The sequence below is a fragment of the Xanthocytophaga agilis genome (assembly GCF_030068605.1).
In the GTDB taxonomy this organism is placed as follows: domain Bacteria; phylum Bacteroidota; class Bacteroidia; order Cytophagales; family 172606-1; genus Xanthocytophaga; species Xanthocytophaga agilis.
The window spans coordinates 127,513-151,866 of sequence record NZ_JASJOU010000017.1 but is presented as its reverse complement, the minus strand read 5'-3'; the positions used below and the strand labels follow the sequence as shown (position 1 = coordinate 151,866).

The 24,354-nt window shown below is 41.8% G+C and carries 14 protein-coding genes; 6 read left to right on the top strand and 8 right to left on the bottom strand.

The annotated features are described in order from the left end of the window. Positions 1 to 111 precede the first annotated feature (111 nt). From QNI22_RS33640 to QNI22_RS33625, 4 genes are all read right to left on the bottom strand, one after another. Positions 112 to 1,203, bottom strand: a complete 1,092-nt coding sequence (locus QNI22_RS33640) for an efflux RND transporter periplasmic adaptor subunit (RefSeq protein WP_314517960.1) — start codon at positions 1,201 to 1,203, stop codon at positions 112 to 114. 64 nt (positions 1,204 to 1,267) lie between these two features. After that, entirely contained in the window at positions 1,268 to 4,549 is a 3,282-nt protein-coding gene (locus tag QNI22_RS33635; protein WP_314517959.1) for an efflux RND transporter permease subunit, read from the bottom strand. 18 nt (positions 4,550 to 4,567) lie between these two features. Continuing rightward, positions 4,568 to 5,902, bottom strand: a complete 1,335-nt coding sequence (locus QNI22_RS33630) for a TolC family protein (RefSeq protein WP_314517957.1) — start codon at positions 5,900 to 5,902, stop codon at positions 4,568 to 4,570. 143 nt (positions 5,903 to 6,045) lie between these two features. Beyond that, positions 6,046 to 6,837 carry a hypothetical protein gene (locus tag QNI22_RS33625; protein ID WP_314517955.1) on the bottom strand — a complete coding sequence of 264 codons (792 nt, stop codon included), beginning with the start codon at positions 6,835 to 6,837 and terminating at the stop codon, positions 6,046 to 6,048. 349 nt (positions 6,838 to 7,186) lie between these two features. Between QNI22_RS33625 and QNI22_RS33620 the strand changes: the two genes are divergently transcribed. Further along, positions 7,187 to 8,254, top strand: coding sequence for an NHL repeat-containing protein (locus tag QNI22_RS33620; protein ID WP_314517953.1), 1,068 nt, complete (start codon positions 7,187 to 7,189; stop codon positions 8,252 to 8,254). A 294-nt stretch (positions 8,255 to 8,548) separates the two neighbouring features. On the opposite strand, the gene QNI22_RS33615 is transcribed toward QNI22_RS33620, so the two are convergent. Continuing rightward, a complete protein-coding gene (locus QNI22_RS33615; protein ID WP_314517952.1) occupies positions 8,549 to 10,534 on the bottom strand; it encodes a DUF4476 domain-containing protein in 1,986 nt (661 codons plus the stop codon). 324 nt (positions 10,535 to 10,858) lie between these two features. Between QNI22_RS33615 and QNI22_RS33610 the strand changes: the two genes are divergently transcribed. Further along, positions 10,859 to 15,190: a hybrid sensor histidine kinase/response regulator transcription factor gene (locus tag QNI22_RS33610; RefSeq protein ID WP_314517951.1), complete on the top strand. Its 4,332-nt coding sequence runs from the start codon at positions 10,859 to 10,861 to the stop codon at positions 15,188 to 15,190. Between the two features lie 166 nt (positions 15,191 to 15,356). Here QNI22_RS33610 and QNI22_RS33605 read toward each other — a convergent pair whose 3' ends face one another. After that, a complete protein-coding gene (locus tag QNI22_RS33605; RefSeq protein ID WP_314517950.1) occupies positions 15,357 to 15,539 on the bottom strand; it encodes a hypothetical protein in 183 nt (60 codons plus the stop codon). A gap of 309 nt (positions 15,540 to 15,848) precedes the next feature. Between QNI22_RS33605 and QNI22_RS33600 the strand changes: the two genes are divergently transcribed. Genes QNI22_RS33600 through QNI22_RS33590 form a run of 3 tightly spaced genes read left to right on the top strand, consistent with a single transcriptional unit; the run spans position 15,849 to position 22,160 of the window. Then, on the top strand, positions 15,849 to 19,064 hold the full coding sequence (locus QNI22_RS33600) for a SusC/RagA family TonB-linked outer membrane protein (RefSeq protein WP_314517949.1): 3,216 nt from the start codon (positions 15,849 to 15,851) through the stop codon (positions 19,062 to 19,064). Positions 19,065 to 19,098: 34 nt separating this feature from the next. Next, positions 19,099 to 20,742 carry a SusD/RagB family nutrient-binding outer membrane lipoprotein gene (locus QNI22_RS33595; RefSeq protein ID WP_314517948.1) on the top strand — a complete coding sequence of 548 codons (1,644 nt, stop codon included), beginning with the start codon at positions 19,099 to 19,101 and terminating at the stop codon, positions 20,740 to 20,742. Positions 20,743 to 20,795: 53 nt separating this feature from the next. Then, complete coding sequence (locus QNI22_RS33590) at positions 20,796 to 22,160, top strand: aryl-sulfate sulfotransferase (RefSeq protein ID WP_314517946.1); 1,365 nt, start codon at positions 20,796 to 20,798, stop codon at positions 22,158 to 22,160. Between the two features lie 44 nt (positions 22,161 to 22,204). Here the strand turns inward: QNI22_RS33590 and QNI22_RS33585 are convergent, their stop codons facing one another. Continuing rightward, positions 22,205 to 22,390 carry a CBS domain-containing protein gene (locus QNI22_RS33585; protein WP_336620948.1) on the bottom strand — a complete coding sequence of 62 codons (186 nt, stop codon included), beginning with the start codon at positions 22,388 to 22,390 and terminating at the stop codon, positions 22,205 to 22,207. 88 nt (positions 22,391 to 22,478) lie between these two features. Continuing rightward, the gene (locus tag QNI22_RS33580; RefSeq protein ID WP_314517941.1) at positions 22,479 to 22,670 is read right to left on the bottom strand and encodes a hypothetical protein; all 192 of its coding nucleotides are present in this window, start codon (positions 22,668 to 22,670) and stop codon (positions 22,479 to 22,481) included. A gap of 758 nt (positions 22,671 to 23,428) precedes the next feature. Between QNI22_RS33580 and QNI22_RS33575 the strand changes: the two genes are divergently transcribed. Further along, positions 23,429 to 24,319: a glycosyltransferase family protein gene (locus tag QNI22_RS33575; RefSeq protein ID WP_314517940.1), complete on the top strand. Its 891-nt coding sequence runs from the start codon at positions 23,429 to 23,431 to the stop codon at positions 24,317 to 24,319. Positions 24,320 to 24,354 lie beyond the last annotated feature (35 nt).

Genomic DNA, 24,354 nt, shown 5'->3' with positions numbered 1-24,354 from the left:
ACGCAGCTAAATGGCAAATATATCCACTTCATAAGAGAATAACGATCTTGATTGTTTTTTCCGTCTTTACAAAGGAAACAAAACATTTTTATCCGTATAGTCTTTCTTTTATTAAATGTTGATCTGATCACCGTCTTTGATATCCTCTCCCGGATTGACAAGAATCCTGTCATTAGGGGCCAGATTGCCGAATACCTCAATCTGGCTGCCTGCCTTATTGCCTTCCTGTATATGTAAAATGTGTGCTTTTTGATCTTCTACACGTATAATATATTTTCCCCCTGTCGAGGTAACAATGGCAGAAGAAGGAACCATAAACGCTCCCGGCGTTCCTTGTGCCGTTAACGTAATTTCAGCAAACATACCCGGCTTGAATTGCTGGCCAATGTTGTCTACATCGATCTCAACGGTTTCTGACCGAAATCGCTGATTCAGGCTACCAGACGTACGGGCGACTTTGCCTTTGAATGCACGCCCTGGCAAGGCATTGACATAGTACATCACAAGATCTCCAGGCCTGATCTGTGCGCTGTATGTTTCCGGAACATCTACTACCAGACGAAGTTTGGTTTGTTGTTGCAAAACCAGCATCGCACCATCGGCTCCTTCTCCCGGCCCTACCAGAGTACCCGGATGCACGTTACGTTGTGTAATCACTCCATCAAAAGGCGCTCTTACTATCAGATAGGATTTTATTTTTTCAAGAGAACGAAGGTTGGCGCGTTCTCCCACAACGGCAGCACTATCCGAGATCATACGCGAATAGGCAAGCTTTAAATCCAGCGCTGCTACTGATCCTGCCAGCTGGTTACTGTTTACCATTCGCTGATAATTATCTTTGCTGCCTACAAATACAGCTTCAGCCTGCATCAGTTTGGAACGGGCTGCTACCAGTTGTTCTTCTGTTTCAGGGGCTTCGATAGTAAGCAGAACCTGATTACGACGCACGGCAGATCCACGATCTACCAGGACTTTTTCTACAAACCCCGAAACCTTAGCATACATACTCACTTCCTGAAAAGGTTTAAACTCAGCTGGCAGGTGGATTTCCTGAGCAATCCCTTTTTGTTCAACAGAGGTAAGATGAAACGTACGGATAGCTTTTTTTTCTTCCGTTTTTTTCTCCTGTTCTTTTGACTGACAGGCTCCAAGGGCTACTAAGCCCAGTGTGTATATATATACCAGCATTTTATCGGTTCTCATATGCTTAGCATTTATCTCTTTTAAATGAATCAATTACTATTTATCAACATTCAGTATATAGGTGTCAGTGTCCATTAACGCCAAGGTTATTTACACTTGATTTGTGATTTACCAGAGCAGTTTGGTGGAGAATGGCAACATCTGCAGGCAGATCTGCTGGCTCTGGGAGTAGTGACGCCCCTTTTAGTGACGCCCGCTCCTGAAGCCAGGTATACACTAAAGGAACAATATACAACGCAGCCAGTGTAGAGGCGATTAATCCGCCGATGACAGCCCTTCCCAAGGGGGCGGTTTGCTCTCCAGCTTCTCCTAATCCACTTGCCATCGGAATCATGCCGGCTGTCATTGCCAGACTCGTCATCAGTACAGGGCGCAGGCGAGCAGAAACGCTTGCTTTGGCAGCTTCTCTCGCGGGATGAAGGCCAAGCCGGAAGTTTTCGGCATTAGTTACAATCAGAATGGCATTCGCCACCGAAATCCCTACAGACATAATCATACCCATATACGATTGAAGATTTAAGGTATCTCCTGTGAGTAACAGAAGACCCACAGACCCTGCAATAACAGCAGGAACAGACGTCAACACAGCCAGTGAGAGTCTGAAAGACTGAAAATTAGCTGCCAGTAACAAAAAGATAACAACAACCGCCATTCCAAGGCCAGTTTGAAGACTGGTTAGGGTTTCTACCAGCAAAGAGGACATTCCTTTGATCTCAGTGAGTAAGCCTTTGGGTGGTGCACCTAATGCGTCGATGGCTTCTTCTACCTGGTTTGTGGCCGTTGCCAGATCGGTATGATGGACATTGGCACTTACCGTTACATACCGGCGTGGCCCTATGCGGGAATATTCACCAGGCACTGTATCTACTGCAAACTCAGCTACATCAGATAAGACCGGACGCATTTGTCCGCTTACTAGTGGAATTTCACGCAACTGACTCAGATTTCGCATGGCAAACTCCGGCACTTGTACCTGAATTTGATAGGTATAGGCGGCGGATTCATCTAGCCATTGATTTTTGGAAATGTAGCGGCTTGAAGAAGTTGCCGTAGTAATAGAGCGTGTAATCTCATCCAGTTTTAGTCCCATCTGAGAAAGCTTGATTCTGTCAAGTGAAATAGAGATTACAGGAAACTTAAGCGGTTGAGTGATCCGTACATCCCGCAAGGAAGAAATCTTTTGCAAAGCGATTACAAGTTCGTTTGCATAAGTTTCAATCTGATCCATATTTCGTCCGGCTACCTGTACCTCAATAGGCGTATAGGCTCCCTGACTCATGAGTTTGTCAGTCAGATCGGCAGGTTCAAAAGAGATTCGTAGCTGAGGCATCTGCTGACTGGTTTTCTGGCGAATCTTTTCCTTCAGGTCATCGAGATTCGTATGGTAGCCTTCTGTGAGGGATACTTTGATGACTGCATCATGGGAACCACTCGTTGAAATATACAGGTTTGTGGTAGCGTAGTTGGTAGGGACTACCCCTACATAGGCAGAAGTGATGGCTACATTCTGATCTGTAAGCTCATCCAAAATGGTAAGAAACTCGCGTACACTTTGTTCGGTGCGCTCCAGCCGGGTTCCATCTGGCATTTGCATCCGTATCACCAGCTGACCTGAATTTACTTTTGGCATCAAATCTTTTCCAATCAGAAGGAACCCTGTAGCTGCCAGTCCAAAGGCAAAAAGAACATACACAATCACAATACTTTTTTTATATCCAAGCAGCCATTCTACCTGTCTGAGAAATACTTGCCGGAATCGTTCAAAGCCAGTTACTTTCGTTGTTTGATAAACCTGTTGTTTTGAGTTTTCTTCTGTGTGTATCGTTACCTCGTCAGATACTATTGGAGGAGTTGAATGGTTGTCATGTGGTTCGTCCTTTATCCACCAGTTGGTCAGTATGGGTACCAGGCTCTGTGCCAGAAAGTAGGCGGCAGTCATGGCAAAACCAATAGAAAGAGACAAGGGTAGAAACATAGCTCTGGGTACTCCGGACATAATCAAGGCTGGAGAGAATACAGCCAGGATACAAAGCAAAATCAGCAACAATGGCAGTGCTATTTCCTGACATGCTTCCAGTACTGCCTGTTTCTTGGGCTTGCCCTGCTCCAGATGCTGGTGGATATTCTCAATGGTTACTGTTGCCATATCTACCAGTATACCGATGGAAAGAGCAAGACCAGAAAGTGTCATCAGATTCAGAGTCTGACCAGAAAGCAGCAGGCAAAGAATGGCGACGAAGACAGAGACTGGAATGGTAATGATTACGATCATGGAACTACGCAAATCACCCAAAAACAACAGTACCATCAGTCCAGTAAACAAGGCACCGATTCCCCCCTCTATTAATAGACTTTTGACAGCATTGATCACAAAAACAGACTGGTCAAACTCATAGTTTACTTCAATATCATCCGGTAACAGGCTGCGCATTTCCGGTAATTTGGCTTTTAGTGCACTTACAACAGACCAGGTAGAGGCATCGGGTGTTTTTACAACCGGAATATAGGAAGATCGTTTTCCGTTTACCAGGGCATATCCTGCAGTGATATCGGAAGCATCCTGAACCGTGGCAATATCTTTAAGAAAGATCATATTCCGTCCACTGGTCACGACAGGAATCTGGTTAAAATCCTCTACCTCTTTTTCCAGCGAATTTAAGGTAGTTACATACATGGTATTCTCAATCCGGATATTGCCCGATGGAGTCATAGTATTGTTTCTGGCCAAGGCATCTATTACTTCATCTGGAGAAATGCTTAGACTCCGAATTTTCTCCGGATCAAGGTTCACAACAATGGTTCTGGAGTTGGTGCCGATAGGGGGTGGGGCTGACAATCCAGGCACAGTAGAAAACAACGGACGGATACGGGTTACAGCCAACTCATGTATTTCCTGTAAAGATCGGGTTTTACTACTAAAGATTATATCGCCTACAGGAAGAGACGAGGCATCGTATCGCACCACCTGAGGTGGCAAGGCTCCTGCAGGAAAAAATTTCATAGCCCTGTTTACTTGAATAGCTACTTCAGCGGCTGCCTGAGCCATATCTGTATCTTCATAGAAGCTAAGCTTAAGAATGGTCAATCCCTGTACACTCCGGCTCTGAATACCTTTGATTCCGGAAACATACAGGAACTGATCCTGCATACGTGTAGCAAAGAAGCCTTCCATCTGCTGAGCAGACATACCCCCATACGGCTCAATAACATAGATGGTAGGCAGATTAAGTCTTGGAAAAATATCAATTGGAATCCGAAGTGCCGATAAAACAGAAAACAGAAGTAACCCGGATAGAATCACAATCAGTGAAACAGGCCTTTTCAGAGAAGTTGTCAGTAAGGACATAATGTCTTTGTGTAAATATCAAGGTTGGAATAAGCGTAAAAAGGAATCTATGTCATTTGTAGCTAGTGCTTTTCTAAGTACCTGGCGAGTGGTACGATCCCGAAGTTCTTCATACTCTTTTTCTGTCTGGTAGACCATCTGAAGCGAGCTGGTTAAACCAATGATAGTTTCCAACCCATTGTTGTATAAGTTAAGTCGTTGATTGTATACATCCTGTCCGGCACGGATCAGACGTGGAATCTGATTAAGTTGTCCTTGGAGTGCAGTTAATGAGGCATCAGTTGTCATCAGTTCGTTTTCCAGTTGCATTCTGGAAAGCGTCAGCTCCTGGCGGGCTTGTTCCAGATGGTATTGCTGTACCGAGCGTTTTCGATGCATGCGCTCAATATCAATCAGATCAAAGCTGGCAACAGCACCAAGCAGAAAGTTTTGTCTCTGAAACCCGAGTCCATTGGCAAGTGGTCCAAATGTGCTTTCGGTTGTTATGCTCGATCCCCTCATCCAGACAGCTCCCAAGAGTGAAAACTTAGGCATAATCTCTTTCTGAAGGAAAGTGTTTCTAGCCAGTTGTAGATCAATATTTCGTTGATAGGGAAGTAAAGACGGATGGTCGGCAGGAAGTACGCCTGTGGTAGATATATTTTGCAATCTACTTGTATTGAGAGTTGTATCTGCCTGCCAGGTATTTGGCGTCAGTCCGCAGAGCATGGAAAGATATAAGTAAGATTGCTGATATTGCTCCTGCAAACGGAGAAAATTTAGGTTTGCCTTTGTGAGTTCGGCAATAGCCAGTGAACTATCTAGACTGGGCTTTAATCCGGTTCTGACCAGGTTCTCAATGACCTGACTGATTTTTTGAGCTCTGGTCATATTCTGCTGTTCAATCAATGCCAGCCGCTGATATTTAAGCAGATTCAGGTAGGCTTCAATGACCGTTTTCTGTAATAGAAACTCCTCCTTTTGTAGAGATGCAACTGCTCCCTGCCATTCGGCTTTGGCTACGTTTTGCTCAGCCTGAAAACCTCCGAAATTAAATATCTTCCATTCGGCAAAGGCTACTGCAATATTGCCTGTTGCTACTTCACCTGTAGCCTCTGTCTGATTTCGACCCGAAGTAGATACATTGACACCTGGTGAAAAGTAAGAACCCTGTCGGCTATTGGCAGTACCTAGAGTCAGCTCTTCCTGTAGTCTCAGAGTAGGAAGTTGGTTTGCCTTTACTTGTTTGATATAGGCCTGGCTGGCTTGTGTTCTGGCAGATTGTATTGCCATAGCGGGATAACTGGCACGGGCTTTTGAAAGCAATTGTGGCAGTGTTATAACATCTGTTGAAGATTGACCTTTTATGCTCACTGATTTGAAAGCGAGTAAGAGGCAGAAAATAGTCGTGTGCAAGATTGTATTCCTGAGAAGAGCACGACAGATTAGATAATTCATAGGTACTTTGTTCTTGGACTACTAAATAGGAAGGAATATGTGTACAGGTCAGGATCTACTTAGGGTTGTATAGTAAAACTTATATGGTACAAGGCTGCAATCCGAGGTGGACCGCCAGTATAGGCTTCATCACTTAGCCAAGAGTTTCCTTTTGGTGACTGGAGCAATCTGAGAAAACGTGGGTTATCTGCATACACCTGTTGCAGATAACGACGATTCAAATAATAAATATCCGAAGATGCTGTCCGACTGAAGAAGTATAGATAATAGGTTGACTCACCTATTACCTGTTGTTTGTAAACATATATTCCATTATGATAGATACACTCATAGGAATCATTTTTGAAAAAGCGCCAATCTTTTCCGTCACTGTGAAAACCCCAAAACTGGCCAGCAGTAAAAGAAAACAGTGTGTCTGGATTTTTCAGACGAAATCTCTGACTAAAGACCTGCTTATGTATCCAGTTACTTTTTTTCTCGGGAAAAGAAAATGCTAAACGATGTGATTCAAAATCAGAAGCGTTTCGATAAATTCCATTAATGGTACTTTGGTTAACTCTACATTTGGAAATCTGACCAAAGCTTTCTCCGTAAAAACATCCCAGGGCACAAAAGAAAAGTAATAGCAGACCAAGTAAAAACATTCCGGCAAAACATAAAGAGCCAATGCAATAAGCTTTGATAAGCTTGTAGATTACTTTCGTACCTGTTGAATTGCCAGATAGTGTAACCTCCTTTTTCCGATATCTTTCTGGTTTTGTCCTCTCTACAGGAGAGAAATAAAAAGCAGATAAAGGAAATAAACCTTTATGGCAGCTATACGTAATCCAAAATGTAATAACAAGTAGCATCTTTCAAACTTTTCATTACCAAGAAAGGATGCCAACATTAAAACGAGATTAGAAGGAGATTAGAAAAAAATTAGAGATGGATATGGACGTTGTCCAAATGATCAGATATACCGCAATTTCCTGGAAACAATCTACAATCGGTACTAACTACAGAGGCCAATACGGGTAACTGATTTATAGGAAATAATCATGAGAAGTTAACAGCTATCACACAAACTTCTGCCTTTCAGGTAATTAATTTAACCTTTCAGCCAGATTGTGTTGAGAATCTGAGAGTAAATCAATTTCTTTCTTTACCAACAGGACCAAAGTTTTTTTTTGATTGTCTATCCGATTTACTACAACTACCATGGCAATAACTTTTTCAAGAAAACTTCTGTGGACAGGGTTCCTTTTACTTCTCTCTATTGCCGGTAAGATACTGGCTCAGACAGGCGTGAAACTAAGTAAGCCCAGAGTATTTGTCCAGCTTGATAGCACCTGTATGACTCCTGATGCTATGGCATTTGATGAATCAGGTAATTTTTATCTCTCTGTTACCAATGCTACTACCTATGATCGGTTTGGGGCCAAAATTATAAAGCTTAATCCGGAAGGGAAAATACTGAACACCTGGACTTCGCTGCCTAAAAATCCTCTCACAGGTAAAGTACACCCAATGGGTATGGCTATCGGGTCAGACGGTTATTTATACATTGCAGACAATCAAAACTTTGCTTCTGGAAAACAGGCATCCAGAGTACTTCGTGCCAGGCTTGAAAAGGGTGCCATCCAAAAAATTGAAACGGTTGTATCCGGATTGCAGGTTGCCAATGGCCTAAGATTCTATAACGGATATATTTATATTACGGATGCCTGGACGGATCACGCCCGAAAAAGTGGAGTTTATCGCTTCCCCATTAGTGAGCTTGCCAAACAACCTATACTACTCAATCCACAGAATAGAGCCCGTTATCTGGTTTATGAAATGCAGCTCGATGACGCTACTACCGATGGAGTAGGAGTAGATGGGATGGATTTTGATCAGAATGGAGATCTGTATGTAGGAAATTTCAGTGATGGCAAATTAATCAAAATTAGTTTTGACAAAAACTCTCAGATGCCTGCTATTACACCTATTCTCAAACAAGCTGATCTGGTAGGATGTGATGGTATTTTCTTTGACAAAAAATCAAATTCGTTGCTGATTGCTAATTTTCTGGAAAATAGCATTCTACAGTATAGTTTGACCGAGAAGAAGTTGGTGATGTTATGGTCAAATAAAGATGCTGCTTGTGGGGCAGAACTGGATTGTCCCTGTGATTTGGCTGTGATAGGGAATCAGTTGGTGGTAGTCAATTTTGATACCTATACTACCAATGCCAATAAGACCATAGATAACTGCAATACATTATCTGTTTTTGAGCTATTCAGATAAGATATTTTTTATATCCTGTTTCGTTTTTTAGAATACAAATACATGAGTGACCCCAAATTTGGGATGTGAGTAAAACCCGAGCTTATGTTTTTGAGATGTATAGGCTCGGGTTAATTTTTGAAAAATCTCTCTTCCTGCGTTTGTTTATTGTCTCAATCATCACTCTTCTTGTAGACTCTTCATTTTTTGCTTGCCCAAAAAACACGGGACCCAATGAGAATTTGGTGAGCCAGATTTGTGTGTTTACAAAAAAGCAAATTCTGATGAAGCAGATGGTTAATGCTTCATCTACTATTATTTGCTATTCAGGTATTTATTTAGCTCATCTACACTACTTGAAAATGAAAATGCAGCATTCACCTTATAGTAATTTTGCTGATCATAGGTGAAGTCATACAGCCATTTTGCCAGTTTAAGCTTATCCTGTTCAAACGACATCAGATTCATCAATTCAATGTCCTGGGCAGTACTCAGAGAGCGGTTTTTCACAGCTTGCTGAATAATGGTAAGTTTTGTATCAGAAAAGCTTTGTTGCTGTACATTACTTTTTAAAACTTCAAACTCGGTATCAGTAAAGGCATTGGGTGCATAGGCATCCGAAGTATAACCAGGAAGTGGCTGAGGTACAGCACTGCTGGCAGACGATGAATACCCTCTGGGTCTTCCACTTTGTCTGACAGGAGGGACCGGACGGCTTTGTGCAACAGATGGATTCTTCTTTTCCAGAAAGGCATTGAATTCTCTTTCATGACTCGCTGTTGTCAGCACCTGGCCTACCATGAAATAATTATGTCTCTCACAACTATAGTCATATAAATACTTAGCCATTTCCAGACGGTGCTCTCCCACAGTGAGAAGGCGTAACAACTGGACTGACTGATCTATTGTCAGGTATCGTCCTTTAGCTGCTTGTCTGAGCGTAGACACTCGTACATCTTCCACAGGTTTGCTGCGTATCAGATTATACGTTTTCTTAAAATCAACCTCATTAAAACCATACAGAGAACACATACCAGATGGCAGAGCTACAGATTCAGAGGTATTGGATTCAGGAAACGTAGTGTTAGGCTTTCCTGAAGCCACAGGCTCATACCTTCCCGGTCTTGTGGGATTCGCTGGAGTATTGCGGCCCGGAGCAGGCTTATTATCCGATGAATTATTGGTTGATGTATTGTTACTAGCTCCACTTCCATTTACATTGCTTCCATTCATATTACCACCTGTAGTGACAATGGTTGTGTTATTGTTTACAATTGTTGTAGTATTGTTGACTACATTGGTGTTATTCGAATTGGTGTTTGTTGTTGTGTTGTTGGAATTCGTATTTGTTGTATGGGTTGTATTATTGGAGTTGGAATTACTTATAGAAGTATTCTGGTTGTTAACAGAGTTGGAAGTATTATTTGTACTAGTATTGTAGCTATCATTAATGTTTGTATTAGTCATTGATCCGGATACGGGATTAGATGGTTGACTTATGGGCGACACAACAGAACTGGCAATAGAAATAACATTGTTTTTCTGAATAGCCTCAAAGGGACTTGCTGAAATAGAAAAGAGTACATCGTTAAAGTCCTGGTCACTGCCCTGATCACGCCGAAGATCTTCAAATCCCAGAATCAGCTTGTTTCGCCCTTTGTCGTGTAACAAAACTGTATGTGGTTTATCTGTCGTGCTGGATTCCGGATTAAAGGCAGGATTGGAATACAGAATGTAATTACCACTTCCTACTCCATTTTCTTTCCATCCATCCGCTATCAGAAACCATCCTATACCTGTGTTAGCTTTAAAGTGTCCTATTTTTACCTTGCTTCCGATGGCTAATCCTCCTCCGCTTCCAGCGGTGGAAACATTGGGGAAAATAACGGTTTTGCCAATAATCTGATCAGCCGTTGCCGGAGGATTGTTCAGATCATAGGTGTAAAATCCCAGTACATTTCTGAATCCTGCCATCTCACCGACAAATGTGACCCAGACGTCTGCCTCTTTTGTCAGTTTGAGCTCTGTTTCAGATTGTACTGCGATATATTCCGGATGGAATTGGGGTACAGGTTTACTTTCTGGTAGTGCCACAGCAATATCCCTAAGTTGCAGGCTATCTATCACATCCTTCTGAGCTTCCAGATAGTTAGGTACTCCCTGACTGGAATAAGATCCCAGAAACTGAAACAATGCCTGGCCTGATGCACCATTCTGGGCAGACAAGCCTGCAGGCATAAGCAACAACGAAGAAACAAAGGCCAGTCGTTTGAATACTGGCAAATACCTGTAGGTACCCATACTATAGTGTTGGTTTAGATCGGTGTGACTGAGGTAAACGCTTTCAGAATCCAAACTGGCTAACTTACAAGAATCTGGATCTGAAAAGGTTCGTAATCAGTATAGTACAAAAGAAAGCATTTGTTGGGTTATGGATTTTTCTTTTTCTGCAGTTCTATTACATCTGTGTTGAGAATACCTATTCTCACGATTTTAGGATAAAAATAGTAGCCTTTCCAACCCTGTTTTGATCCATTTCTGTAAATAGGGTATCATATCTGATGAATAAATAGTATATTGGATCCTATTAGCCTGGTATACCTTTCTATTTACAAGACAAACCCGATGCAAAAGAAGATTTGTATCTTACTACTGCTTTTCTCTTTCAGGATTATTTCCGGTTTCTCCCAGATTTCCATTGAGCCAACCTCTGTTTCGTCTGTCAAGAATGCTTCTTCTCACTATCGGTTTATGAAGCTGGACGCTGCCAATGGGTTGTCCAATAATCAGGTTATCTGTTTTCTTAAGGATAGTAAAGGTTACTTATGGTTCGGGACTATTTCCGGGCTCAATCGGTTTGATGGGCATACTATCAAAGTATTTCGTCATCAGATTCGTGATAGTACCTCTTTGCTCAATAGCCACATCATCAAACTTTTTGAAGATCCACTTGGAAAGATTTGGGTAACTACTATTGAAGGTGTATGTATTTATGACCCTGATAAAGAGAATTTTATTCGCAATACAAGACAATATGCTGCTCAGTTTTCCCTTCCGGACGGAGCTGTGAGGGATATTGTAAAAGATAGTAAGGGTAACTATTGGTTTATACACACCACGACCGGGTTGTATGTCTATCAGGCAAAAGAGGATAAGAAAGTTATTCACCTAGACCTTTCCTCTTCTCCGGACAAGTCTTTGAGCCCCAAAGCTACTCTCCCTCCTGACCAACAAATATCTTCATTTGTGGAAGATAAACAGGGTAGGCTCTGGATTGTCTATAAGAGTGGGGTGTTATGTCAGCTTGATCCGATTTCTTATCAAATACTGTATCGGAATACTTCTTTACGAGATGATTATAAAGCTCATGCTCTGCAGAATGGTCAAAATTTTAACCTGATTGCTGATCGTGACGGTGATCTGTGGCTATATGTGCTCCGGGCTAATCTGGGAGCGTTTTATTTCAACACAAAAAGCAGAACATTTCTGAAAGCAGATAAAGATTCTCCACATATCAGACTCAAATCAAATATCATTCAAGGTATTGTAGAAGATAATCAGGGACTGATCTGGATTGGAACCGATCATGGTGGGATTAACCTGGTCAATAAACAAAACTGGCAGATGAGCTATTTGCTCCATGATCCCGACAACAGTAAAAGTTTGAGTCAGAATACAATCAACAGCCTGTATAAAGATCAGACAGGTATCATCTGGGCTGGAACCTATAAGGATGGCGTGAATTACTACCACGAGAATATCTTTCGCTTTCCACTCTATCAGACCAACCGTTCCATGCCCAAAGGGCTACCCTACAATGACTTCAACCGTTTTGTGGAAGACGAAAAAGGAAACCTCTGGATGGGAGCTAATGGAGGAGGACTGATTTATTTTGATCACAAGACCAATACGTATACCTCTTACCAGAGCGGACCCGGCAGTATTGGCAGCAATGTAGTGGTGAGCTTGCTGATAGATAAAGAAAAGAAGCTATGGATAGGAACATATTATGGGGGATTGAGTTGTTTTGATGGAAAAAAGTCTATAACCTATCGTCATCAGGCTACCGATAAAAACAGTATTTCGGATGATAGTATCTGGGAATTGTTTGAAGATTCCAAAGGTCAAATCTGGATTGGTACCCTGGATGGAGGATTGGAGCGATTAGATCCTAAGACAGGAAAATTTACCCATTATGCCAGTGGTGCACCTCACTCCATCCATGCCAGCTATGTAAGTGAAATCGTTGAGGATCGACATGGGTTTATCTGGGTAGGTACTTCGTATGGACTGGAAAAGTATGATTATACTACAAATCGGTTTACCCATTACCTGAGCAACGCTCAAAATACTACAGCTCTAAGTAATAATCTCATTCATGCACTTTACAAAGACAGTCGTGGATTACTTTGGGTAGGTACGCATGAAGGCCTCTGTGTTTTGGATGAATACACTAATAGTTTTCGTGTCTTTCGAAAAGAAGAGGGACTTGCACATAATACCATTCTATCCCTTGTAGAAGATAAGGCAGGTAATCTCTGGTTTGGTACACCCGCTGGTATAACCTGTGCCCACATTGTTAAAACAGGTGTAAAAGGTAATGCGTGTTTTACGAAAGACCTTACCTTGACTTTTGCCAACTATGATGAATCAGATGGTTTGCAAGGTAAAGAGTTTAACGAAAATGCTGCATTGAGAACCCGGTCGGGAGAGCTTCTCTTTGGAGGGGCCAGAGGTTATAACCAATTTTATCCCGAGCAGATTGTAACTTCTGCCCAGGCACCAGTTGTTGTACTTTCCGATTTTTATCTGTTCAATAAAAAGGTAGGAATAGGAGAGACATTTGACAGTGGTATCATTCTTCCTCTGCCACTTGATAAAACCAGGGAAATTACACTGGATCATTCTCAAAATGTATTTGCTATTGAATTTGCAGCTATGGACTTCTTTCATCCAGGAAAAAATCGTTATCGGTATAAGTTAGAGGGCTTTGACAGGCAGTGGACATATTCGGACCTTTCGCGCAAGGCAACTTATACCAATCTGAACGCTGGATCGTATGTATTCAAAGTGCAGGCTTGTAATGAGGTAGGGGAGTGGGCTTCAGGCATTACCCAGTTAACAATTACCGTTTTGCCTCCTCTCTGGCTTACCAAAACCGCCTTATGTATATATGGCTTTTTGTTTCTTCTACTATTGTATCTATCCAAACGACTGGTAGAGCAACGGCAGCGAATCCGGTTTGAATATGAACAACAGCGAAAAGAAGCACTTCGGATGCATGAGTTGGATCAGCTTAAAATTCAGTTCTTTACTAATGTCAGCCATGAGTTTCGTACACCTCTGACTTTGATCCTTTCACCTCTAGAACGATTGTTACAGCACTCGACCGATCCACATCCATATGAAGTGTCGGGGTTGCATAACCAGTTACGTTTGATTGATCGAAATGCCAAACGATTATTGAATCTTGTCAATCAGTTGCTGGACCTGCGAAAAATCGAACTGGAAAAGATTAAACTTGCTCCCAGTAGAGGAGAGGTGATTGGTTTTATTCGTGATACAACCCTGGCTTTTTCAGATCTGTCTGAGAAAAAGAGGTTGAGCCTCTCTTTTCATTCAGAAGTAGAGGAACTGTATATGGATTATGATGCCGATAAGCTGGAAAAGATTCTTTTTAACCTTTTATCCAATGCTTTCAAATTTACTCCTGAAGAGGGAAGGGTATCAGTCTATACGACGATTAACTATAAAGATGCTGTTCCTTTTCTGCAGATTGATGTTCAGGATTCTGGCATAGGTATTAGCCCAGGAATGGAAGAGAAGATCTTTGACCGCTTTGTACAAAATGAAATTCCTACCAGTATGATCAATCAGGGGAGTGGAATAGGTCTTTCTATTACCAAAGAGTTTGTGAATCTGCATGGTGGTAAAATTTCTGTACAGAGTAGCCCTCAGCAAGGAAGCTGTTTCACTGTTTGTTTACCCTTTACAAGAGAAATTAATAAAACAGTTCAACATGACAAGTCACTTAAAGAGATTTCAAAAAAAGGGACTGTGGCTTTTGAAGATATGCAGTTAGTTTCAGCACCTGTCTCTGAGAATAAGTCTATACCAAATCGTAAAATACCAGCCGATACTGTGCTGGATGCTACAATCAATTGCGAAAGCACAACCAGTGATGAAAAGGCTACAATTTTGCTGGTAGAGGATCATGAAGAGTTTCGTGAGTATCTGAAAGAGAGTCTGTGTGACAGGTACCGGATTGTAGAGGCGAAAAATGGGGAGGAGGGTTGGCAGAAAGCCTTAAGTGAATTGCCAGACCTGATTATTTCCGATATTATGATGCCACAAATGAACGGGCTTGAGTTGTGTCAGCAAGTAAAATCGGATGTAAAAACAGCCCACATTCCTGTTTTATTGCTTACTGCCCGAAGTGAGGAAGAGCAACAACTGGAAGGTTATCAGACAGGGGCACAGGATTATACAGAAAAACCCTTCCATTTTGGAATTCTTGAATCAAAGATCAAAAGTCTGCTTAGTCAGCAGCAAGCCGCACGCAATGCCTTTACTCAGCAGATTCGCATTCAGGGCAAAGACATACCAATTACCCCACTGGATGAAAAGCTAATCCGAAAAGCCATTGGAATCGTAGAAAAGAATATGTCAAACCCGGACTTTTCTGTGGAAACGCTGAGTCTGGAGTTAGGTATGAGTCGCATCCATCTGTATCGTAAATTGCAGGCACTAACCGAAAGATCACCTCTTGATTTCATTCGGGTAATTCGTCTGGAAAGATCCCGTCAGCTGCTGGAAGAAAGCCAGTTGACCATTGCAGAGATTGCCTATCAGGTAGGATTCAACAATCCCAAGTATTTTGCAAAATACTTCAGGCAACATTTTGGAGAATTACCTTCTGCCTATCTGACACGTAAGCGAAGTCTTGTGAATGGATAGTGGCAAGTGAAAACTCATCTTGTTATTTTTTGCATGTTGATTGTAACTGTGGTCTGTGAATAGATTGACTGGTATTCGGATAGTTGTCGATTTTGAACAGAATACCAATCACTGACAAAAATGACTGGAAGTACGTTCATTCTGTAGAATGTACTTCCAGTCAAAACTAAAAGCGAACAGAAGTATGGTCAAACCCAAAACTGAACAGCGTTTTGGCCATTTTGTACCTGATTAAACTCTGGTCACTTTTTCCGCTGAACATTTTTACAATCACTTTGCCATTGATTAGGAAAATGACCGGACTTCCAGTCAGTGACCCATATTGATCATAGTTTGGATATTTTTTCAAATTAACCGGAGTTATAGTCAGAGTTTATTCCCCTATATAAGCATTTACACAACTTTTCCTGGATTTCTTTCTAGATGGGCCCAATGCTAACAGGACACAGTTGCTTTCAAAATTCTCTGCTGTCTTGCAGATAAGATTCTATGTAACATTTGAATACCTATTATGTAACATTTGGATACCATCCTCAATGCCTCTTCCAGTTAGTTTTGCATAAACAGCCAGCCAAATAAAAACATTGCTATATAGATATATGTGAAACTATCTTTTAGTAATGAAGTGTGATGCGAAATTTTATACCACTAATTCTTTATGAAGAGAAATTTTACGCTTTTCTGCGTCATGTTACTTACTTTGTGTATATCCATACCATTTGCACAAGCACAAAGCACTTCCCAGACATTCTCCATTCAGGGAAAAGTTACTGAGGGAAAAAGCAATGAACCCTTGCCGGGTGTGTCTGTCCTTCTAAAGGGCACCAATCAGGGCACCACTTCGGACACAGAAGGTCGCTATTCTATTGAGGTAACCAAAGGAGCTGTTCTTGTATTCTCCTTTATCGGCTATAGCTCAAAAGAGATTACAATTACCAATCAGACTACCATTGACATCGCACTTTCTACCGATGAGCAACTTCTGTCAGAGGTAACAGTTACAGCTCTGGGGATTAAGCGTGAGAAAAAGGCTCTTGGATATGCCGTTTCGGATGTGGGAAGTGAAAACATTGCCAATAATGGTGAGACTAATCCGATTGCTTCCATTGCTGGAAAAGTAGCTGGGGTAAATATTTCCTCTACTACAGCTGGTCCTACAGGGTCAAGCCGGGTAGTGATACGGGGAATTCGGGAGTTACAGGGGAGCAATCAGCCTTTGTATGTAATTGATGGGGTACCGGCTGTAAACGGAAACATAGGAAGTGCCAGCCAATGGGGAGGATTTGACTTGGGAGATGGCCTTTCGGATATAAATCCAAATGATATTGAGTCTATTTCTGTATTGAAAGGTTCTGCCGCGGCTGCACTATATGGAAGCCGGGCACTGAATGGAGTTATTCTGATTACTACCAAAAACGGAAAAGCTAACAAAGGTATTGGAGTGGAATTTAATAGTTCATTTACACTGGATCAGATTTCTACCCGTATGGATGCTCGTCAGAAAACGTATGGGCAGGGGAATGATGGTATCTTTCCTACAGATCCTTTGCAGGCACGTAATATCACCAGTAATTGGGGACCACGTTTTGAAGATTTTGAAACTATCACTCAAGCCGATGGTACAGTAAGACCTTATCGTTATATGGATGATAACATTCAGGGATTCTTTCGGACAGGTAAGACATTTATGAACACACTTGCCGTCTCTGGCGGAAAAGATGGCAACACAGCTCGGTTGTCCTACTCCAATATCACAAATGAAGATATTGTACCCAAAAGCGGATATGATAAAAACATTATTGCTATCCGGGCTACTTCCAAGATCACAGAAAAACTTTCGGTAGATACTAAGATCAATTATGCTCTTGAGCAGGTACGTAATCGTCCGGCACTGACTGATGAGGTAACCAATATTGGCAATGGCTTGCTGGGACTGGCTGCCAACTTTGATCAGGCCTGGCTCCAGGATTATATGAATCCGGATGGCACCTACAAAAACTATACAGGCAATATCTATCGTGCCAATCCTTACTGGACGCTGAACAAAACGTTCAATCGCAGTTCGAAAGAAAGAACCGGAGGGTATATCAATCTTACATATAAACTCAACCATCTGTTTAGTTTGAATCTGCAGGCCGGAACGGACTTCTTCTCATTTACTCACGAAAACTTCTATGACAAGTATACCCCTGCTTATGATGGAGGTGCGTTGAATCAGCTTTCAATGAATACCAAAGAAACCAATTTTCAGGGGTTATTGAATTTTAACAAGGATCTGAGTTCAACTCTGAAGCTTTCAGCTATGCTTGGAGCCAACCTGATGAAATACCGCAGTAAGGGCAATAACATTTCAGGTACTCAGATCATCGAACCAGGCACAGCCAATTTGGTGAATTTCTCAGAGAAACTCATTCAGCCGTTTGATAACCGGAAAGAAATTCAGTCAGTCTTTGCCAGTGCTCAATTGAGTTATAAGGAGTTTTTGTTTTTGAATTTGCAGGGAAGAAACGATTGGGCTTCAACATTACCACCTCAGAACAATTCATTCTTCTATCCTTCGGCTGATGTTAGCTTTGTGCTTTCTGATGCCTTTCAAATCAGCTCGCCTGTCTTATCTTTTGCCAAGCTGAGAACTTCACTTGGGCAGGTGGGAAGTGATTTTGATCCGTACAAGACTACCTTTGCTTATAGTTTAACAGGTCGTACCATACGAGGTTATCCAATGGGCGAAATTCTGGGAGGTTCTATTCCCAATGCCCAGTTAAAACCTCAGATCAAAACTTCCTTTGAGGTCGGTGCCGATGTTCGTTTGTTTCAGGACCGGATTGGAATTGATCTAACCTATTACGATGAAGTGACCAATGATGTATTGCTGGATATTACAGTTCCTGAAACAACAGGCTTTAACACCGCTTCCCTGAATGCCGCCAAACTTAGAAACCGCGGCGTTGAATTATTGCTGACTACCACACCTGTACGTTTGGATAACGGTTTCCAATGGGATCTGTCTCTGAACTTTGCGAAAAACGTTAATAAAGTGGTCGAACTTAGTGATCTGCTGGAAACCTTTACAGTGGCAGAAGCTCGCTGGGCAGGGGCTACGATCATTGCTGAAAAAGGCAAGCCTTTTGGTACTATCAAAGGCAATGGCTTTTTACGGGATGAGAATGGAAACCGTGTCTTTAACAGCAGCAATGGCGAGCCACTGCCTACTACCCAGCCGATTTCATTAGGTAATACACTGCCCAACTGGACAGGAGGAGTGATTACATCTGTGTCCTATAAAGGATTTCAGATCAAAGCTGCTATTGATATCCGCATGGGAGGAGATATTTTCTCTATGAGCAATATGACCATGCATATGAATGGCTCTCATGCCAACACAGAGGCAGGTCGTGATTCATGGAACGAATACCAACAGGAAAGACAGGCGGCACAGCGCGCTGCGCAACAAGCAGGACAGGAAGCAAATGTAGATGATCCAACCAGCCCTTACTATGTAGACCGCGCCAACCGGGGATATATTGGGGTAGGAGTGAATCAGGAAGGTGACGTAAATAACATTGCTATCAGTCCGGCTGCTTACTGGCAGAGCATTGGTAACAATATTCCTGAGCCATTTATTTACGATGCCAGCTATATCAAGCTTCGGGATCTGGGTTTGAACTATACTTTCTCAAGCAATCTGCTTAAAAAGACTCCTTTTAAAACCGTCACGCTGGGAGTAATTGGACGTAACCTATGGATTATCCATAAAAATACGCCAAACATTGATCCTGAATCCAATTACAACAATGGAAACGGACAGGGATTTGAATACGGTTCACTACCTGGACGCAGACGGTACGGATTCAATCTGATTGTGAAGTTTTAACGTTATCCGAAGGTTTTTAAAGAAAGATCCTATTATGAAATCAATATATTATACTCCACTTATTATACACAGACGTTTTTTGCGTTTGTGTGCTTTACTGGTGCCTGTTTTATTTCTGGCAGCCTGTACCGATCATTTCGAAGACCTCAACAAAAATCCGGCAGGATTCCCAACTATCTCTCCAGGCGTGCAGCTGACAAAAATCCAGGCGGATTTGTCCGGAAACCGTGAAGATGTGTGGCGCTACGATCTGGCTATCAGTTCTCCACTGATTCAGCACCTGGCTGGCTCATGGTGGACGCAGCATGGCGGACAGTACCGTATTCTGGACAAAGGACAATGGTACACTCTGTGGGAGACTACCTATCCGCGCGATCTGAAAAACGTTCAGGATCTGGTTGACAGAACGGCTGATGATCCTGCACTGGTGAATATTCATTCGGCAGCCCGTATCATGCGGGTGTATATCTATTCCCGTCTGACAGATGTATATGGTGATATTCCTTACTCGCAGGCAATTAAAGGGTATACTGAAAAAATATTCCTTCCTAAATATGATAGTCAGGAAGAGATTTATACCAATTTCTTTCAGGAGTTAGATGAGGCTGTGAAAGCGCTGGACCCTGCCAAAGGAAATGTACAAGGGGATGTGTTCTATGATGGCAATGTCGACAAATGGATTAAGTTTGGTAACTCACTACGGTTGCGACTGGGATTTCGTTTGACGAAGATCAAACCTGAATTGGCTCGTCAACAAGTAGAAGCGGCGATTGCCGGAGGGATAATGGGTAGTAATTCGTATTCATGTGTTATGCGTCATGAGCCGATCAATTTCACGATTGGCGATAACCGTGGCAACGGACGTTCGCAGGTATTCCAGGCAGATGTTTCTTCTTCCGGTTTTCGTCTGACCAATACGCTCGTAGACTATATGAAGGCTACAAAAGATCCAAGATTAACTATCTATGGTGGCACCTATCTGCCTGTGAACGGAAGCGAAGCGATTGATAACAGTAATAACCTGGATATAACGCCTTATTTACAGGAAGGTCTTGCTTATGGCGCTATGTCCTGGAATGTATGGATGCCAGATCAAACTATTACACTGGCCTCTGGAGATAAGGTAGTGGTACCAACGGCGTATCGCAGAATGCAGCCAAGCAAATATGTAGCTGCATTGAATGCTCCTTTCTTCCATCTTACGTATGCAGAAGTAGAATTATTGCTTGCTGAAGCTGCTGCCAGAGGATGGGGCGGACAGACAGACGCAGAAGAACATTTTATGAAAGCTGTTCAGGCTGCCTGTGAAAGTATGAGCAGTTATCCAAATGCCCCAACCATTTCACAAGCTGCTATTGATGAGTTAAAAGGAAGCTTTACACCTTTTCCAACAACATTTGATGACCAGATGGAGGCCATTCATGGACAAATGTGGGTGAATTTCTTTCTCAATGGCACAGAAGCCTATGCCAACTATCGTCGGACAGGCTACCCCAAGCTGGTTCCTTTTACCTCTGTAGACTGGTATACCAGTGGTACAAATGGTGTAATGCCTCGCCGCTTCTTCTATCCCGAATCCGAGGCCGTACAGAACCCTACCAACTATACAGATGCAGTTGGTCGTTTGGGCGGACAGGATGACTGGCTGAAACGGGTATGGTGGGATAAGGAAGAATAATCATCCAACAAACGTTGACCATACTTTAATTACCTAATTTGTTTGCCGCATCTATGCGATCTGTATTTGCTTTCTTCTGTAGTATCTTATTGACATTTGTCCCTGGTATAACCTTCACAGGTTGTACCAGGGACGATACAGACCCAGCCAGTAAACTGGAGTCGACCCATGTGCTTACCCATGAAACATTGCCTCTTTCAGTGCACATAAAGTGCAGCTTTGCTCAATCTGCCAGTGCCAGGATAAAGTACTGGCCAGCTACAGAGAATGAAGCAGGTGCCATGGTATCAGCCATTTCGGATGTAAAAAGAAATCATACCCTTTCCATTTTTGAACTTAAGGAAAAAACGGATTATCATTATAAAGTGATACATGTTTCCGAAAACGGGACAGAAACAGAAGTTGGACAGGTTCAGCATTTTACAAGCGGTGCCGTGCCTACCTGGCTGACAGCTTATTACACACTGGATCAGAATGTTTTGCAGGAGAATTTGCCAGGTTATTACCTGTTTGTGCCTGCCAGCAAACCCAATGGATTGTTTCTAGTCGATAAGGCAGGAAAGATTGCCTGGTGCTGGTCACCTCCACCCAATACTATGGTGAAAACTGCCCGATTCACACCAAAAGGATCACTACTAATTCTGATTGACGAAAATTCTAATCCAATGGCAGATGGTAATGTTTTGCTGGAAACAACGCTGGCCGGAGATACCTTGTCCTATTTCCGGATGGGCGAAAAAGGATTTGACAAGTCTGTGCATCATGATATGCAGATGGATGAGAACGGCAATATTATCGCAATCACCAATGAAATGCAGAATAGTCTTCCCGGAGATGGAATTATTGTACTCAATGGCCAGGGGCAAAAAATATGGGAATGGTCAACCTTTAGTGAACTGACACAAATTGATCCTGCTACCTATGCCCAGCCATGGGGAAATTCGCTGGTGATTGATAAGGACCATAATTACATTGTTTCTTTTCGTGCGCTTTCTCAGGTATGGAAGATTAATGCTAATACAGGAAAAGTGATGTGGAAGCTGGGTAAAAACGGAACTGTAAAAATGCCAGAGAGCAGTCAGTTTATGTTCCAGCATTTTGCCCACCGTAATGCCAGTGATGACATTATGCTATTCGACAATGGGGCAGCTGCAAGGCCTCATTCCCGTATTCTTTCCTTTACACTCAATGAATCGACATTGGAGGCGACTACCAAGATCAACCTGACACTACCCAATGATGCCTATTCTGCTATTATGGGAAGTGCCAGCTTGCTTCCGGATGGGAACGTGCTGTCTGCAAGTGCGATGACTGGTAAACTCCTTAAAACAGATCTTACAGGAGCTACTGTCTGGACATTAAAGACTGCAAGCCCTATTTACAGAGCAGAATATATTGCCAATCCTTTTGGAAAATGAAAGAGTAGGATATGCAACCTGCTCTTTCAAAATTAATATCCCATTTAGGCAGGTTGCTTCTTTCTGAAAAGTCTAAGAGCCTTATTTCGAATAGAGATGTGTTGATGAATGTGTTTATCTTCAATGAAACGCTTCAGAATATCCCATTCGGTAATTACACCCAGCAGTTCCTTTGTATCTCTTTCTACAACGGGCAAAAATACATTGGTTTGATACAAGCATTTGTGCAAGGACTGTTTCAAGGGGCATCCGCCAGAAGGCTATCTAGTGGTTTCCAGACACAAATATGTTCTGTTACAAGGTTTGTTTGCTCCTGAATTATTTTTTGCCTGACTTATCTTTGTTTGTAATTCCGATTAGAGAAGGATCTATACCCGCCTCTTTTAAAGTGATTTCAGCTCTGATGGTCTGTTCAGTTTTATATCTTCCTTCAAAATAGTTTTGGTTCCAGTAGTCCATAACAGCCATAGCATGACGGATTGTAGGAGTAATTTGTATAGATTGTTTCATTGTGTTTTAGTGTTATGTTTTAGTATTTTGCTTTAGAGTATGATACAAAAATATAACACACTGGCTAGTAGTGCATTGTGTTTTAGTAGTGCACCTGACCTATGTAAGAAAAACAGGTGGAGAAACGACCTGTTAGACCCTGGATAGGAAATAGCGGCGTAGAATGGGCGATTTTAGATTTTATTGTCGCTTTTTAATAGGCGTATAGGAAAGAGAAAGTGGAAATAAATTGATAATCAGATACTAAAATTCGGCCTTTTATAGTAAATATAGACAAGAACTGCTCTCAGAGTTAGATTGAATCAATTAAAATTCGGTTACCTATATTGCTTTTGCCTTCCATAAAAAGATGGCCACAAGCCACTACCCGACTAACCATTGGCTAACAACTTTCTGAAAGCTTGTACAGCCTGTATACTTCTACAAACGAACATAACTTTTACACATCTATCCTATCCCCAATATCTTGTTTTATATGATTTTTCAGTACAGGATCAAAAAAAGCTTTTAGAACAACCAAAACAGAATCTATTCAATCTGATAGACTTTTGTGAACCTTGGAGTGTCTAACAAACTGAAGTTTAATCATACATTTGACTAAGGCTTCATTATGGACCCTCGTTACTTATTCTGAAGTTTTTTATAATAATTTTGTAAACTGCAAAAGGTATATTTTAGGTTGTGATTTGCTATTTAAAAATTATACTAAAAAACTCTCTGTTAAACAACTTCAGAAACGAAAAAGATCTTAATATTTTATGAAACCTTATGTTGTAGGATTTACCATTGCACGCAATGCACAAAAGTACGATTATCCATTGGTAGAATCTATCCGTTCTATTCTGCCTTTGTGTGATGAGTTTGTTGTAAGCGTGGGAAACTCTACAGATGATACATTGAAATTGGTTCAGTCCATACAGTCAGATAAGATTAAAATTGTACATTCTGTCTGGGATGACTCTCTCCAAAAGGGAGGAAAAGTACTGGCAGTAGAAACTGACAAAGCCTTTGATGCGGTTAGTCAGTTTGCAGATTGGGCCTTTTATTTACAAGCAGATGAAGTGGTGCATGAAAAATATCATGCAAACATTCGGGCGGCTATTGAAAAATACCATACTGATCAACGGGTAGAAGGATTATTATTTAACTACAAACATTTTTATGGTTCCTACAAATATGTAGGTTCATCACGTCGGTGGTATCGTCATGAAATCCGCCTTATTCGTAATAACAAGCATATAAGAGCCTATCGGGACGCACAAGGGTTTCGGCTGGATGGTAGAAAACTAAACGTGAAGCTGATTGACGCCGAAATATATCATTACGGATGGGTGAAAAACCCTGTTACTATGGCCACAAAAGACAAGGAAGTGTATAAGCTTTGGTCTGCTGATACATCGGATAATCCTTCTGCTAGCACACCCATTAAACAATATATATCATATGATTACTCAAATATAGATGTACTGGAAGTATTTAAGGATACTCATCCTGCTGTGATGCAGCAACGGATTGCTTCTGTGGATTGGGACTTTTATTGGGATACTACCAAAAATCAGTCAAAGTTGTCCTATCGCGTTTTACAGTTTATAGAAAAACTGACAGGCAAACGTTTCTTTGAATATAAAAATTATTCTCTTCTCAGATAGTAGGATCTGTTTTTAAACTAACATTGTTGAAATAG

Excerpts from the sequence above, each read along its gene's own strand:
- QNI22_RS33640 (WP_314517960.1), bottom strand. The coding sequence starts at position 1,203 with ATGAGAACCGATAAAATGCTGGTATATATATACACACTGGGCTTAGTA.
- QNI22_RS33635 (WP_314517959.1), bottom strand. The coding sequence starts at position 4,549 with ATGTCCTTACTGACAACTTCTCTGAAAAGGCCTGTTTCACTGATTGTG.
- QNI22_RS33625 (WP_314517955.1), bottom strand. The coding sequence starts at position 6,837 with ATGCTACTTGTTATTACATTTTGGATTACGTATAGCTGCCATAAAGGT.
- QNI22_RS33620 (WP_314517953.1), top strand. The coding sequence starts at position 7,187 with ATGGCAATAACTTTTTCAAGAAAACTTCTGTGGACAGGGTTCCTTTTA.
- QNI22_RS33615 (WP_314517952.1), bottom strand. The coding sequence starts at position 10,534 with ATGGGTACCTACAGGTATTTGCCAGTATTCAAACGACTGGCCTTTGTT.
- QNI22_RS33610 (WP_314517951.1), top strand. The coding sequence starts at position 10,859 with ATGCAAAAGAAGATTTGTATCTTACTACTGCTTTTCTCTTTCAGGATT.
- QNI22_RS33600 (WP_314517949.1), top strand. The coding sequence starts at position 15,849 with ATGAAGAGAAATTTTACGCTTTTCTGCGTCATGTTACTTACTTTGTGT.
- QNI22_RS33595 (WP_314517948.1), top strand. The coding sequence starts at position 19,099 with ATGAAATCAATATATTATACTCCACTTATTATACACAGACGTTTTTTG.
- QNI22_RS33590 (WP_314517946.1), top strand. The coding sequence starts at position 20,796 with ATGCGATCTGTATTTGCTTTCTTCTGTAGTATCTTATTGACATTTGTC.
- QNI22_RS33580 (WP_314517941.1), bottom strand. The coding sequence starts at position 22,670 with ATGAAACAATCTATACAAATTACTCCTACAATCCGTCATGCTATGGCT.
- QNI22_RS33575 (WP_314517940.1), top strand. The coding sequence starts at position 23,429 with ATGAAACCTTATGTTGTAGGATTTACCATTGCACGCAATGCACAAAAG.